General features: G+C 57.3%; 10 protein-coding genes. 8 read left to right on the top strand and 2 right to left on the bottom strand.

Going from position 1 to position 14,419, the window contains the following annotated elements:
* The first annotated feature begins 10 nt into the window (after window positions 1-10).
* The 6 genes from phoR to MXM41_RS16735 all read left to right on the top strand — a co-directional run bounded on the left by phoR (window position 11) and on the right by MXM41_RS16735 (window position 10,690).
* Entirely contained in the window at window positions 11-1,306 is a 1,296-nt protein-coding gene (phoR, locus tag MXM41_RS16760; RefSeq protein ID WP_325933185.1) for a phosphate regulon sensor histidine kinase PhoR, read from the top strand.
* A 409-nt stretch (window positions 1,307-1,715) separates the two neighbouring features.
* Window positions 1,716-3,035, top strand: a complete 1,320-nt coding sequence (gene brnQ / locus MXM41_RS16755; protein WP_325933184.1) for a branched-chain amino acid transporter carrier protein BrnQ — start codon at window positions 1,716-1,718, stop codon at window positions 3,033-3,035.
* Between the two features lie 80 nt (window positions 3,036-3,115).
* Complete coding sequence (gene proY, locus MXM41_RS16750; protein WP_325933183.1) at window positions 3,116-4,489, top strand: proline-specific permease ProY; 1,374 nt, start codon at window positions 3,116-3,118, stop codon at window positions 4,487-4,489.
* 131 nt (window positions 4,490-4,620) lie between these two features.
* Window positions 4,621-6,438: a maltodextrin glucosidase gene (gene malZ / locus MXM41_RS16745; RefSeq protein WP_325933182.1), complete on the top strand. Its 1,818-nt coding sequence runs from the start codon at window positions 4,621-4,623 to the stop codon at window positions 6,436-6,438.
* 194 nt (window positions 6,439-6,632) lie between these two features.
* Window positions 6,633-9,299, top strand: a complete 2,667-nt coding sequence (locus MXM41_RS16740) for a DUF2339 domain-containing protein (protein ID WP_325933181.1) — start codon at window positions 6,633-6,635, stop codon at window positions 9,297-9,299.
* Window positions 9,296-10,690, top strand: coding sequence for a DUF3999 domain-containing protein (locus MXM41_RS16735; RefSeq protein ID WP_325933179.1), 1,395 nt, complete (start codon window positions 9,296-9,298; stop codon window positions 10,688-10,690). Before MXM41_RS16740 ends, MXM41_RS16735 begins: the two co-directional genes overlap by 4 nt.
* A gap of 50 nt (window positions 10,691-10,740) precedes the next feature.
* Here MXM41_RS16735 and MXM41_RS16730 read toward each other — a convergent pair whose 3' ends face one another.
* Window positions 10,741-11,343, bottom strand: a complete 603-nt coding sequence (locus MXM41_RS16730) for a peroxiredoxin C (RefSeq protein WP_032616797.1) — start codon at window positions 11,341-11,343, stop codon at window positions 10,741-10,743.
* 127 nt (window positions 11,344-11,470) lie between these two features.
* A complete protein-coding gene (gene acpH / locus MXM41_RS16725) occupies window positions 11,471-12,052 on the bottom strand; it encodes an ACP phosphodiesterase (protein WP_325933178.1) in 582 nt (193 codons plus the stop codon).
* A 92-nt stretch (window positions 12,053-12,144) separates the two neighbouring features.
* On the opposite strand from acpH, the gene queA reads away from it, so the two are divergent.
* Both queA and tgt read left to right on the top strand, forming a co-directional pair.
* A complete protein-coding gene (gene queA / locus MXM41_RS16720; protein WP_325933177.1) occupies window positions 12,145-13,215 on the top strand; it encodes a tRNA preQ1(34) S-adenosylmethionine ribosyltransferase-isomerase QueA in 1,071 nt (356 codons plus the stop codon).
* 55 nt (window positions 13,216-13,270) lie between these two features.
* Window positions 13,271-14,398, top strand: coding sequence for a tRNA guanosine(34) transglycosylase Tgt (gene tgt, locus MXM41_RS16715; protein ID WP_325933176.1), 1,128 nt, complete (start codon window positions 13,271-13,273; stop codon window positions 14,396-14,398).
* Window positions 14,399-14,419: the final 21 nt, after the last annotated feature.

The following is a 14,419-nucleotide window of genomic DNA, read 5'->3' as shown; positions in this document are numbered from 1 at the left end:
AGTGTGACGCGTGCTGGAACGTCTGTCATGGAAAAGGCTCTGTTTTGAACTGGTACTGTGCTGCATTCCGGCCCTGATCCTCGGGGCCGTTTTCGGTTATTTACCCTGGTTTTTACTGGTGGCAGTCACGGGACTGCTGGTCTGGCATTTCTGGAATTTACTCCGCCTCTCCTGGTGGCTGTGGGTTGACAGAAGCATGACGCCACCGCCTGGAAGCGGCAGCTGGGAACCCCTCCTGTATGGCCTGCACCAGATGCAGATGCGTAATAAAAAACGCCGACGCGAGCTGGGTAGCCTGATCAAACGCTTTCGCAGCGGTGCGGAATCGCTGCCGGATGCGGTGGTGATGACCACCGAAGAGGGGACGATGTTCTGGTGCAACGGACTGGCGCAGCAGCTACTGGGGCTGCGCTGGCCGGATGATAATGGACAAAACATTCTCAACCTTTTGCGTTATCCGGAGTTCGCGCAGTATCTGAAAAAACGCGACTTCACCCGCCCGCACAATCTGGTCATGAACAACGGACGCCATCTGGAGATCCGCGTGATGCCCTACAGCGACCAACAGTGGTTGATGGTGGCGCGGGACGTGACGCAAATGCACCAGCTTGAAGGGGCGCGACGCAATTTCTTCGCCAACGTCAGCCATGAGTTACGCACGCCGTTGACGGTGTTGCAGGGCTATCTGGAGATGATGCAGGAGCAGACGCTGGAAGGCGCCCCGCGGGAAAAAGCGCTGCACACCATGCGCGAGCAGACGCAGCGCATGGAAGGTCTGGTGAAGCAGTTGTTGACCCTGTCCCGCATTGAGGCGGCGCCAACGCTGGCGCTGAATGAAACTATCGACGTGCCAATGATGCTGCGGATGCTGGAGCGCGAAGCGCAGACCTTAAGCCAGCAGCAGCACCAGCTTACTTTCGAAGTGGATAACACCCTGAAAGTGCGCGGCAGTAGCGATGAGCTGCGCAGCGCGATTTCAAACCTGGTCTATAACGCGGTGAATCATACCCCGGCGGGAACGCACATCACCGTGCGCTGGCAGCATGCGCCAACGGGGGCGGAATTCAGCGTGGAGGATAATGGCCCGGGTATTGGCCCAGAACATATTCCTCGTCTTACCGAGCGCTTTTATCGGGTGGATAAAGCGCGATCCCGGCAGACGGGCGGCAGTGGCCTGGGGCTGGCGATTGTTAAACACGCCATCAATCATCACGACAGCCGCCTCGATATCGTCAGTACGCCGGGTAAAAGCACGCGTTTCAGCTTCGTGATCCCGGAACGTTTAATTGCCAGTAACAGCGCCTGACGGCGTCTCTGTAATCAGATATTGCCACAGGCCAGCGTAAGCTGGCCTGTTTGCTTTGCACGCCAGCGAAGCGCGAGTAAATTTTATACGCTTGTTGCTTTTTTGTTCGCATGATTAGCCATGAGTTTTTCTTATAAATGGTGTAATGTTCCATCTCTGTGTTTCAGGCTGGCATATTGTTCTGGTTTTGAGATCCCATATTGCCTTTAAACGTTATAAGCGTTTAAATTGCCCCCCTGATATCGTCGGACAGACTGTATTTGCGTGGTAAATCGAAAAACTATTCTTCTCCACGCCGGTTGGGAAGCATTTCCCGCTGAGATTGCACATTTTTTCCGCTGTTTTGTTCCGCATGGGATAGCGAAAAATTCAACGTTTTCAACACCACATCCACAGGCAGTAAGGTTTTATGACCCATCAATTGAAATCGCGCGATATCATCGCACTGGGCTTTATGACATTTGCGCTGTTCGTTGGCGCTGGCAACATTATCTTTCCTCCAATGGTTGGCTTGCAGGCGGGTGAACACGTCTGGACAGCCGCAATTGGCTTTCTGATTACCGCCGTAGGTCTGCCTGTACTGACCGTCGTTGCGCTGGCGAAAGTCGGCGGCGGCGTTGACAGCCTCAGCGTACCGATTGGCAAAGTAGCCGGGGTATTGCTGGCCGTGGTCTGCTACCTGGCGATTGGCCCGCTGTTTGCCACGCCGCGTACGGCGACCGTCTCCTTTGAAGTGGGGATCGCCCCGCTGACCGGTGATGGTCCGCTGCCGCTGTTTATCTACAGCCTGGTCTATTTCGGGATTGTCATTCTGGTGTCGCTCTATCCGGGCAAACTGCTGGATACCGTGGGTAACTTCCTGGCACCGTTGAAGATCCTGGCGCTGGTAGTGCTGGCGGTCGCGGCGATCGTCTGGCCTGCTGGCCCGCTGAGTACTGCGACCGAAGCCTACCAAAACGCGGCTTTCTCTAACGGTTTTGTGAACGGCTATCTGACCATGGATACGCTGGGGGCGATGGCATTTGGTATCGTGATCGTTAACGCAGCACGTTCCCGCGGCGTGACCGAAGCGCGTCTGCTGACCCGCTATACCGTGTGGGCTGGCCTGATGGCGGGCGCCGGGCTGGCGCTGCTCTATCTGGCGCTGTTCCGTCTGGGTTCCGACAGCAGCGTGCTGGTTGACCAGGGGGCGAACGGTGCGGCGATCCTGCACGCTTACGTTCAGCATACCTTCGGCGGCGCGGGCAGCATGATGCTGGCTATCCTGATCTTCCTGGCCTGTCTGGTAACGGCGGTTGGCCTGACCTGCGCCTGTGCGGAGTTCTTCGCCCAGTACGTTCCGCTCTCTTACCGTGCGCTGGTATTTATTCTTGGTGGCTTCTCCATGGCCGTATCGAACCTGGGCTTGAGCCACCTGATTCAGGTCTCTATTCCGGTTCTGACCACCATCTACCCGCCGTGTATCGTGCTGGTGGTGCTGAGCTTCACCCGCGGCTGGTGGCATAATTCCTCACGAATTATCGCCCCGGCAATGTTTATCAGTCTGCTTTTTGGTATGCTTGACGGTATTAAGGCATCCGCTATCAGCGCCATTCTGCCTGCCTGGACACAGCGTCTGCCGCTGTCTGAACAGGGTCTGGCGTGGCTGATGCCTACCGTTGTTGCACTGGTACTGGCAATTATCTGGGATCGTGCTGCAGGGCGTCAGGTTACATCGAACGTCCATTAATCAACGGCTGAATGTTTAACCACGGGGCGTAATGCCCCGTGGTTTTTTGTTTTTTTTAGTCTGAAATGGCATGACAACAAATGGAAAGCACTAACAAACTCAAGCGTGGATTAAGCGCCCGCCACATCCGCTTTATGGCGCTGGGTTCTGCAATCGGTACTGGTCTTTTTTATGGCTCGGCAGATGCCATCAAAATGGCCGGTCCCAGCGTTCTGCTGGCGTATCTTATCGGCGGTGTCGCCGCTTACATCATCATGCGTGCGTTGGGGGAGATGTCCGTACATAACCCTTCAGCCAGCTCCTTCTCCCGCTATGCGCAAGACAACTTAGGCCCGCTTGCAGGGTATCTCACCGGCTGGACCTACTGTTTTGAAATCCTGATTGTCGCCATTGCCGACGTGACGGCATTTGGCATTTATATGGGCGTCTGGTTCCCGACGGTGCCGCACTGGATCTGGGTGCTCAGCGTGGTGCTGATTATCTGCGCCATCAACCTGATGAGCGTGAAGGTGTTTGGCGAACTGGAATTCTGGTTCTCCTTCTTTAAGGTCGCCACTATCATCGTCATGATTGCCGCCGGAATTGGCATCATCATCTGGGGTATCGGCAACGGCGGTGAGCCGACCGGCATCCACAACCTGTGGAGCAACGGCGGCTTCTTCAGTAACGGCTGGATTGGGATGGTGATGTCGCTGCAGATGGTGATGTTTGCCTACGGCGGAATAGAAATCATCGGTATTACCGCCGGTGAAGCGAAGGATCCTGAGAAATCCATCCCACGCGCCATCAACTCGGTGCCGATGCGTATCCTGGTTTTCTACGTGGGCACGCTGTTTGTCATCATGTCCATCTACCCGTGGAACCTGGTCGGCACCAACGGTAGCCCCTTCGTGCTCACGTTCCAGCACCTGGGGATCACTTTTGCCGCCAGTATTCTTAACTTTGTGGTGCTGACCGCCTCGCTCTCCGCCATTAACGCCGATGTTTTCGGCGTAGGGCGTATGTTGCACGGTATGGCCGAGCAGGGCAGTGCGCCGAAAGCATTTGCCAAAACCTCCCGCCGCGGTACGCCGTGGGTGACGGTGCTGGTGATGACCGTAGCGTTGCTGCTGTCGGTCTATCTCAACTACATCATGCCGGAGAACGTCTTCCTGGTGATTGCGTCGCTGGCAACCTTTGCCACCGTCTGGGTGTGGATCATGATTCTGATGTCGCAGATTGGCTTCCGTCGTCGTTTGTCCCCTGACGAAGTGAAAGCGCTGAAGTTTAAAGTGCCGGGCGGCGTGGCAAGTACCGTTGCTGGCCTGATCTTCCTCGTCTTTATTATCGGCCTGATTGGCTACCATCCGGAAACCCGCATCTCGCTGTATGTCGGCTTTGCCTGGATTGGACTGCTGCTGGTGGGATGGGTGTTCAAACGCCGCCGCGAGCGCCAGTTCGCAGAAGCACAGTAACCATAATGCCCGGCAAAAGCCGGGCATTTTTCTCCTCCCCCTTTCTCCTCCCCCAATAAACTTCTCCGTGAGGAGTGAACATCAACTACCCTGTGGCAAGGTGACCTCATTTCTGGGAAAGGGGATAAAAGATGTTGAATGCATGGCACCTGCCGGTTGCCCCATTTGTTAAGCAAAACAATGACAAGCTGGTCATCACGCTGTGGCTGACCGGGGAAAACCTGCCTGAGCGGGTGACGCTACGCGCTGAATTCGATAACGAAGAGACCTCGCTGCCGATGCACAAGCAGCGCAGCCAGCCGCACCCCGGCGTGACGGCCTGGCGGGCAACCATCGACGTGGAGAAAGGGCAGCCGCGTCGCCGCTACAGTTTCAAAATGCTCTGGCATAACCGCCAGTTGTGGTTCACTCCGCAAGGGTTCAGCCGCTTCCCGCCCGCACGGCTGGAGCAGTTCGCCGTCGATTACCCGGATGCCGGGCCGCAGTGGGTGGTCGAGCAGGTCTTCTATCAAATCTTCCCGGACCGCTTTGCCCGCAGCCAGCGGCGCAATCCGCAGCTGGATCAAACCTATCATCACCATGCCGCAGGTCATGAGACCCTCTTTCGCGAGTGGGATGAGCCAGTGACCGCCCAGGCAGGAGGATCGACCTTTTATGGCGGCGATCTCGACGGCATCAGCGAAAAGCTGCCGTATCTGAAAAAGCTCGGCATAACGGCGCTCTATCTCAACCCTGTATTTGTCGCCCCCAGCGTGCACAAGTACGACACGGAGGATTACCGCCATGTGGATGAGCGGTTTGGCGGCGACGTGGCCCTGTTGCGCCTGCGGGAGAATACCCACCGGGAGGGGATGCGTCTCATCCTCGATGGTGTGTTTAACCACAGCGGGGACTCCCACGGCTGGTTTGACCGCCACAATCGCGGCACGGGTGGCGCCTGTCACAACCCGGACTCGCCCCAGCGCGACTGGTACAGCTTTGACGATGAGGGCCGCGCTCTTGACTGGCTGGGATACGCCAGTCTACCGAAGCTGGATTACCAGTCTCCGGGCGTGGTAGAGGAGATCTACGGCGGCGAGGACAGTATCGTTCGCCACTGGCTGAAAGCGCCCTGGAGTATGGACGGCTGGCGGCTGGACGTGGTGCACATGCTCGGGGAAGGGGGCGGGGCACGGCATAATCTGCAGCACGTCACCGGGATCACTCGTTCGGCGAAACAGGCCAATCCGGATGCTTTCGTCTTTGGCGAACACTTCGGCGATGCCCGCCAGTGGCTGCAGGCCGACGCAGAAGATTCGGCCATGAACTATCGCGGTTTCACCTTCCCGCTGTGGGGCTTCCTCGCCAATACCGATATCTCCTACGATCCGCAGCAGATCGACGCCGAAACCTGCATGAAATGGATGGATAACTACCGCGCCAGCCTTTCGCATCAGCAGCAGTTACGCATGTTTAACCAGCTCGACAGCCACGACACTGCCCGCTTCAAATCCCTACTTGGTAAAGATGTCGCCCGCCTGCCGCTGGCGGTCACCTGGCTGTTTACCTGGCCTGGCGTGCCGTGCATTTACTACGGCGACGAGGTGGGGCTCGACGGGAATAATGACCCGTTCTGCCGGAAGACTTTCCCGTGGGAGGCTGAGAAGCAGGACGCGACGCTGCTGGCGTTGTATCAGCGAGTGATCAAGCTGCGCAAACAGAGCCAGGCGCTGCGCTACGGCGGTTGTCAGGTGGTGTACGCCCACGACAACGTGGTGGTGTTTATGCGCGTCTACAACCAGCAACGGGTGCTGGTGGCCATTAACCGGGGTGAGGCCTGTGAAGTGGTGATGGGCGACTCACCGCTGCTGAACGTAAAGCAGTGGCAGCTGAAGGAGGGAAAAGGGGTGGCACAGGATGGTGTGCTGTCGCTTCCTGCGATCTCGGCGTCCGTCTGGTTCGGTAATTAATCTTGCAGTGCGGCAGGGGCTGCGCGCCTGCCGCCTGTTCTTGCCTGCGCGTTCTGAACGTGAGAAAAGGCCAATCCGCAGGCCCGGCGGGTGGGAAGAATATCTGAAAACCGACTAGTTTTATTGTCAGGGATAGCGTAAATGCAACAATTTGTGTCAATCTGCTCTACCTGAATAGGGTGGAAGGTGGAAACATGGATGAGCTCCTGATCTTTGGCTGCATTATTTTAGTGTTCGTGGGAGTGGTGGTGCCCATCCTCGCGATAGTGGCGATTAACCGCAGCTCGGCGCTTCGCTTTGAGCTGGCGCTCCTGCGCCGTCGGGTTGAGGAGCTTGAACAGCGCGGCGTGGCGGAAAAGCCTTTGATGCCGCAGCCTGAAAGGATACAGACGACAGCGGAACGGATCGAGCCTGAGGCGACTGAGGCAACCGCTATGGCCGCGGAGCCAGTAGCCTCAGTGATGCCCGAGCCCGCCGATCCGTGGCTCGCCCGTGCGAAGCCTGTACCCGTAGCCAGTGAGCCAGCTTCAGATAACCTGGCCACCACTGCCAGAGAGTCTTCTGCAGTGGGAGGTATTATTACCTCGCTGGTACGCTGGTTTATGCAGGGCAACCCGCTGGCGAAGCTCGGTATTTTGCTCCTGTTCTTCGGCCTCTCTTTCCTGCTGCGCTATACGGTTGAACATGCACTGTTCCCCCTTGAATTACGTCTGGTGGCGGCAGCCCTGTTTGCCTTTGTTCTGCTGGCGGCAGGATGGCGACTGCGTCATAAACAGCGGGTTTATGCGCTGATTTTACAGGGAGGCGCGACAGGCGCGCTCTATCTCACCGTTTTTGGCGCGTTCCGCTTGTGGCAAATGCTGCCGATGACGCTGGCTTTTGCGTTGCTGGTGGTGATATGCGCCGCGAGCGTAGGGCTGGCTATCCTGCAAAAGGCGCTCAGCCTGGCGATGCTGGCAAGCCTCGGCGGTTATCTGGCGCCGTTGCTGCTCTCCAGCGGCGGCGGCAACCATGTGGCGCTGTTCTCGTTTTATCTTCTGCTTTCCGTGGGCATTCTCGCTATCAGCATCTGGCAGCACTGGCGGGAGCTGAACCTGCTCGGCCTGGTCTTTACCTTTGGCGTTGGGGGATTGTGGGGAGCGAATGCCTGGCAACCGGCGTACTACCTGAGCTGTCAGCTGTTCCTGATTGCAAATACGATCCTTTTTGGCGTACTGAGCGTGGCGCTGTCGCTACGTGCGCAGGAGAAAGGTAAGCAAATTATTGATGGCGTGCTGCTGTTTGCGCCGCCGCTGGTGGGCTTTGGCATGCAGTATGCCATTACCCGTCACTGGGAATATGGTCCGGCACTCAGCGCCCTGGGGTACGGCGGTTTCTATGTGGCGTTAGCCTGGCTGGCGTTGCGTCGTTACCCTTCTGCGGGAAGGCCGCTGGTACTGGCTGCGCTGGCGCTTGGCGGAGCCTTTATCACCCTCGCTGTTCCTCTGGCGCTATCGGCGCGCTGGACCGCGATGGCCTGGGCGCTGGAAGGGCTGGGGATCCTCTGGCTGGGCATGCAACAAAACCAGCGACGCATGGCTTACAGCGGTACGGCGCTGCTTGTACTGGCGCTATGCAGTGCGTTATGGGCGCAGGCTAACGGCACAGCACCGCTGTCTCTGATGCTGATCTTCGCGGTTCTCAGCCTGTGCTGGCTGGCGGGTTCATGGCTTTGGCACAGGGTTCAGCGTCAGGTCAGCCTGGGGCTTCTTGCAGGCGGAGTACTTTTCTGGATTGTCGCGCTGGCGGGCGCATCACAGTGGGTGCTGACCAACGACTCACGGGTGCTGGCGGGCGTACTGGGGCTGCTGGCGATATCGGTCTGGGGCTGGCGTAGTGTCGCGGGTCGGCTGGCATGGCAGGCGCTGGATCACAGTAAATGGCTGCTGTGGCCAGTGATGTTAGTGGTGCTGATATACCAGATATCCCAGCAGCAGATCTTCGCCGCTGGCTGGTCGAATCTGGCGTGGTGTTTTGCGTTACCTGCGGCGCTGGCGCTGCTCTGGCGCGACGGCGAGGCATTGCCGCCGCGCCTGTCTGTACTGGCGCATTTATCGCTTTTCTGGATAGTTCTGCTGGCGCTGGCGATCGAGCTTTTCTGGTTTGCACGCGATCTGCCGTGGGGCATGGCGGCCTGGGGAAGTGGCCTGATGATGGCGGCGGGCGGCCTGACCATCTTCCTGATTAACGAGGCGGTACGTCGAAAGGTCTGGCCTTTCCACGTCTGGCCTGCGCTGTATGGAGTACAGGCGATGCTGCCGGTAGCGGCGGCATTAACAGGCCTGTTAGTGCTGACCAATTTTCAGGATGGCGTGGTTTATCGTCAGAGCTACCTGCCGTTTATCAATCCGCTGGAGGAGGGGGCGGCGCTGGCGTTGCTGGGGCTGGTGATATTGTATCGCGCTGCGTTGCGCTATTTCCCGGTGTATATCTCCGTCTCTCGCCCCTGGCCTGTTAGCGCATTGATAGCTCTTATCTGCTGGTGGCTGAACGGCATGCTGCTGCGGGCGTTGGCCTGGTACGGAGAAATTGCCTGGGAGGCGGCTGCGCTGTGGGATTCGCGGCTGGTTCAGACCGCCTTTGCGCTGGTGTGGATGCTGGCGGCGCTGGTGATCATGCTTCATGCCACCCGGCGCCACTCCCGACGCCAGTGGCTGTGCGGCGCGGTGCTGCTGGGGATTGTGATTGTGAAACTGATGCTGGTGGACAGCGCAGGTGGCGGCGGGCTGGCGCGGGCAATCGCGTTTATCGGCGTGGCTATTCTGGTGTTAATCGTCGGGTATTTCTCTCCGTTACCGCCAAAAGCAGGAGAAGCAAAATGAAATGGATGAAAGCGGTGTTATGGGGCGTGCTGTTAGGTGCGGCCGGACCGGCATCGGCAAACGATAAGGCAGGGGAAACGCCGCAGGATTATGCCACGGGGATGATGCTGGAAACGTTCGACACATCGCCCTGGTATCGTGTTGCGCTGCCGCAGGCGGTATATCAGACCACGGCGTGGACGGACCTGCGTGATGTCCGGGTCTTCAACCATCGGGGTGACGCGGTGCCGTTTGCCCTCGACGTGCAAAAACAGCAGCCCGTGGCGCCAGAAACGGTGGATCTGCGGCTCTTCCCCCTTGATATGGCGCCGGTCTCGTCGGCGGAACAGGAGAGTAGTGGTTCGGCATCCGTTGTTTTACGCTCAAAGAGCGGCATAGAAATTCATCTGGAAAGCGATGAGGTTAAAACCTTTGGCCAGAGTTATTTACTGACGCTGCCCGAAGAGAGAAAAGATGCCTTTCATCTGGCGCAACTACGCCTGAACTGGAACACGCCGTCGGGCAGCTGGCAGGGTAAAGCGTCGGTATATGTCAGCCGGGATCTACGCTACTGGCGACAGGTGCAGCAAAATTCGCCTCTGATGGATCTGAGGCGCGATAACGATCGACTGAAGATGGATACCATCAGCGCCAGACTGACGCTGTCTGGCGAAGGTACACGATATGTGCTGGTGATCCTGGATTCGCAAAGCCCGGCGCTGGCATTGAACAGCGTCAGCGCCATTGCCGATAGCCGCGAGCCGGAACCCGAACGCGTTGTGATTGGCGCGCGGGCGGAAAAAGCGGGTGAGGACCAGATGGTCTGGCGCTGGACAAAGCCCCAGCCGCTGAGTTCGCTCAGGATCGCTCTGTCACATGAAGGCGTATTACCGGTAGAGCTGAGCTGGCGCAGTGGCGAAAAAGAGCCCTGGCAGCCGCTGAGCAAAACCGTGCTCTACCAGCTGGAGGGAAAACGTTCGGACGATATCCTCCTTTCCGGCCAGCCGGTTGAAGCGGTGCGGATGGAAACCATTAATACCCGCCTGCCGGAGCCGCTGCCTGAAATGAGCGGTGCCCGTGATAGCTATCAGCTGGTGTTCAACGCCCAGGGGAAAGGCCCTTATATGCTGGCGTGGGGAAACCGGGCGGCGCAAAAGGCGGATATTGGGCTGGATATGCTAATCCCGGCGTCGCTGCGTAGCACCCACCCGATAGACTCCCTGCCGTGGGCGTTGGCGCAACAGGACGTCACTCTGGGCGGGGAAGAACGACTGACGGCTACCTCGGCAGCCGAGCAAGAAGCACGCTGGAAAACGCTGCTGGTGTGGGGCGCGCTGCTGCTCGGGGTGGGTGCGCTGGCGCTGATGGCCTGGCGGATCTGGCGGGAAGTCAAAAAAGACGGCGCGGCGTAACGCCATAAAAAAGGCCCGCAGATGCGGGCCTTTTTCGTAAACCGTGCCGATTACAGGCTGGATACGTTCTCGGTCAGGTATTTAGCAACGCCTGCCGGAGAAGCGGCCATACCTTCTTTACCTTTTTCCCACTGAGCCGGGCACACTTCACCGTGCTCTTCGTGGAACTGCAGCGCGTCAACCATACGCAGCATTTCGTCGATGTTACGACCCAGTGGCAGATCGTTCACCACCTGGTGACGCACGATGCCGTTAGCGTCGATCAGGAAGGAGCCGCGCAGCGCAACGCCAGCGTCCGGATGCTCGATACCGTAAGCCTGCTGGATTTCGCGTTTGATGTCCGCAACCATTGCGTATTTCACTGGACCGATGCCGCCGTTGTCGACAGGGGTGTTACGCCATGCGTTGTGTACAAACTCAGAGTCGAAGGAGACGCCAACCACTTCCACGCCACGCTTCTGGAATTCTTCGTAACGTTTGTCGAACGCGATCAGCTCAGACGGGCAAACGAAGGTGAAGTCCATCGGCCAGAAGAACAGAACGGTCGCTTTACCGTTGGTGTGCTGTTTGAAGTTGAAGTTCTCAACGATTTCACCGCTGCCCAGAACGGCTGCTGCTGTAAAATCCGGAGCCGGACGAGTTACCAGAACCATATGATTCTCCTGTGATTACTAAGGTTATTTGGAACGCAACGCGGGCCATTATAGAGAGTGTTCATCTGAAAGACAAAGAGGCGCTGACAATCGTTAATCCAGCTTTTACCTATCAATCATATTTATATTAAAGCTGTTTACGCTTCGCCTGTTCCATCATGCGGGGATAGAACTGCCAGAAGCGCTTCTCGAGCGCGTCGTAATGGGCATCCAGATCCTGCCATGAGTCGCGCAGAGCATCGAGACGCGGGCGTCGGCTGGCCATGCCGTTAAGCACTCGCTGAATAAAATCCATTTCGCTATAGCGCTCAAGCCAGCGCTCTGACCACAGGTAGTTGTTCAGATTCACAAACCGCGGCGGGGAGTCGGGCAAAATGAGCGCCACCTGGGCATGGGCGTAGCGGACAAACGCCGGCAGCGGCATTTCGGGGGAGAGCTGCGCCCAGTGGCGGGAGACAAAATGATCCCACATCACATCCAGCGTAATGGGGGCCACGCGGCGGGTTTCCGGGCGGAACCACTCTTTGGCCTCTTTGACCTCGGGCAGGTTGTCGGTGAGAACATCAATCCGGCGGTGCATAAAAATGCCCTCCACGATGTCGGCAGGGTAATCCCCGGCAGGGTTGCCGCGCACAAAGTCGGCCAGCAGGTTGCCGGAAAGAGAGCTGTCAGCAAGATGGGCGAGATGCAGGTGAGCGAGAAAATTCATGCGATTCGTTATCCGAAGCGAGGCTAGTTGTTGCAGCAAAGAGGTGTGAGCACTAGACTAAGCCGCCTGTTTTTAAGTCACGAGTATATGCCATGCGCGTCGCCGATTTCTCCTTTGATTTACCCGAGTCCCTGATTGCCCACTATCCCATGCCTGAGCGCAGTAGCTGCCGCTTATTGTCGCTGGATGGGCCGACGGGTGCGCTGACGCACGGTACATTCACCGATCTGCTCGACAAGCTCAACCCGGGCGACCTGCTGGTGTTCAACAACACCCGCGTGATCCCGGCCCGTCTGTTCGGCCGCAAAGCCAGCGGCGGCAAGATTGAGGTGCTGGTCGAAAGAATGCTCGATGATAAACGTATTCTGGCACATATTCGCGCTTCCAAGGCACCGAAGCCGGGCGCAGAGCTGCTGCTGGGCGATGACGAGAGCATCAATGCCACCATGGTGGCGCGCCACGATGCGCTGTTCGAAGTGCAGTTCAATGATGAGCGTCCGGTGCTGGATATCCTTAACAGCATCGGCCATATGCCGCTGCCGCCGTATATCGATCGTCCGGATGAAGATGCCGATCGCGAGCTCTATCAGACCGTCTACAGCCAGAAGCCGGGTGCCGTTGCGGCGCCCACCGCGGGCCTGCACTTTGATGAACCGCTGCTGGAAAAACTGCGCGCAAAAGGCATTGAGATGGCGTTTGTAACGCTGCACGTTGGCGCAGGCACCTTCCAGCCGGTGCGGGTAGACAGCATTGAAGACCACATCATGCACTCCGAATATGCCGAAGTGCCGCAGGAGGTTGTGGACGCGGTGATGGCGGCAAAAGCGCGCGGCAACCGCGTCATTGCTGTCGGCACCACCTCAGTTCGTTCGCTGGAAAGCGCAGCCCAGGCTGCGAAAGATGCGCTGATCGCCCCTTTCTTCGACGATACACAAATCTTCATCTACCCGGGTTATCAATATCAGGTGATCGATGCGCTGGTGACCAACTTCCACCTGCCGGAATCGACCCTGATCATGCTGGTATCGGCATTTGCGGGTTATCAAAACACCATGAATGCCTACAAGACTGCGGTAGAACAAAAATATCGCTTTTTTAGTTACGGTGACGCGATGTTTATCACGTACAATCCGCAGGCTTTGAATGAACGTGTCGGGGAATAAGTCCGCGGCACCAGAATAATGTGTCGGACTGTTTTTCTGGCACAGAGGAATGAAAATGAAATTTGAACTTGATACCACCGATGGTCGCGCTCGTCGCGGCCGCCTGGTGTTCGATCGCGGCGTAGTAGAAACGCCTGCTTTCATGCCTGTGGGCACTTACGGCACCGTTAAAGGGATGACGCCGGAAGAAGTCGAAGCCACAGGCGCGCAAATTATCCTCGGTAACACCTTCCACCTGTGGCTGCGTCCTGGTCAGGAGATCATGAAGCTGCACGGCGATCTGCATGACTTTATGCAGTGGAAAGGGCCGATCCTGACCGACTCCGGTGGCTTCCAGGTCTTCAGCCTTGGTGACATCCGTAAGATCACCGAAAAGGGCGTGCATTTCCGCAACCCGATCAACGGCGACCCGATTTTCCTCGATCCTGAAAAATCGATGGAGATTCAGTACGATCTCGGCTCCGATATCGTGATGATTTTCGACGAATGTACGCCATACCCGGCGGACTGGGACTACGCTAAGCGCTCGATGGAGATGTCGCTGCGTTGGGCGAAGCGCAGCCGCGACCGTTTTGACGCTTTACAGAACAAAAATGCGCTGTTTGGCATTATTCAGGGCAGCGTTTACGAAGATTTACGCGATATCTCTGTTAAAGGTCTGGTAGAGATAGGTTTTGATGGCTACGCTGTCGGCGGTCTGGCTGTGGGGGAGCCGAAGGAAGATATGCACCGAATTCTGGAGCATGTTTGCCCGCAAATTCCAACAGATAAACCTCGATACCTGATGGGCGTCGGTAAGCCAGAAGATCTGGTTGAAGGCGTTCGTCGCGGCATTGATATGTTCGACTGCGTTATGCCGACCCGCAACGCCCGTAATGGTCACCTGTTCGTGACCGACGGCGTGGTAAAAATCCGTAATGCGAAGCATAAAAGCGACACCAGCCCGCTCGATGCTGAGTGCGATTGCTATACCTGTCGCAATTATTCTCGCGCCTATTTGCATCATCTTGATCGTTGTAATGAAATATTAGGCGCGCGTCTCAACACGATTCATAACCTTCGCTATTACCAGCGCTTAATGGCTGGTTTACGCAAGGCTATCGAAGAGGGTAAATTAGAGAGCTTCGTGACCGATTTTTACCAACGTCAGGGTCGGGATGTCCCACCTTTGAACGTTGATTAATTTATTTAATGAGGGAATTTT

Source organism: Leclercia adecarboxylata (assembly GCF_035787115.1).
GTDB lineage: Bacteria > Pseudomonadota > Gammaproteobacteria > Enterobacterales > Enterobacteriaceae > Enterobacter > Enterobacter adecarboxylatus_E.
This window is presented reverse-complemented; position numbering and strand designations above follow the sequence as displayed.

Coding starts and splice junctions, on each gene's coding strand:
- acpH (WP_325933178.1), bottom strand. CDS start 12,052: ATGAATTTTCTCGCTCACCTGCATCTCGCCCATCTTGCTGACAGCTCT.
- MXM41_RS16730 (WP_032616797.1), bottom strand. CDS start 11,343: ATGGTTCTGGTAACTCGTCCGGCTCCGGATTTTACAGCAGCAGCCGTT.
- brnQ (WP_325933184.1), top strand. CDS start 1,716: ATGACCCATCAATTGAAATCGCGCGATATCATCGCACTGGGCTTTATG.
- MXM41_RS16740 (WP_325933181.1), top strand. CDS start 6,633: ATGGATGAGCTCCTGATCTTTGGCTGCATTATTTTAGTGTTCGTGGGA.
- proY (WP_325933183.1), top strand. CDS start 3,116: ATGGAAAGCACTAACAAACTCAAGCGTGGATTAAGCGCCCGCCACATC.
- tgt (WP_325933176.1), top strand. CDS start 13,271: ATGAAATTTGAACTTGATACCACCGATGGTCGCGCTCGTCGCGGCCGC.
- queA (WP_325933177.1), top strand. CDS start 12,145: ATGCGCGTCGCCGATTTCTCCTTTGATTTACCCGAGTCCCTGATTGCC.
- malZ (WP_325933182.1), top strand. CDS start 4,621: ATGTTGAATGCATGGCACCTGCCGGTTGCCCCATTTGTTAAGCAAAAC.
- MXM41_RS16735 (WP_325933179.1), top strand. CDS start 9,296: ATGAAATGGATGAAAGCGGTGTTATGGGGCGTGCTGTTAGGTGCGGCC.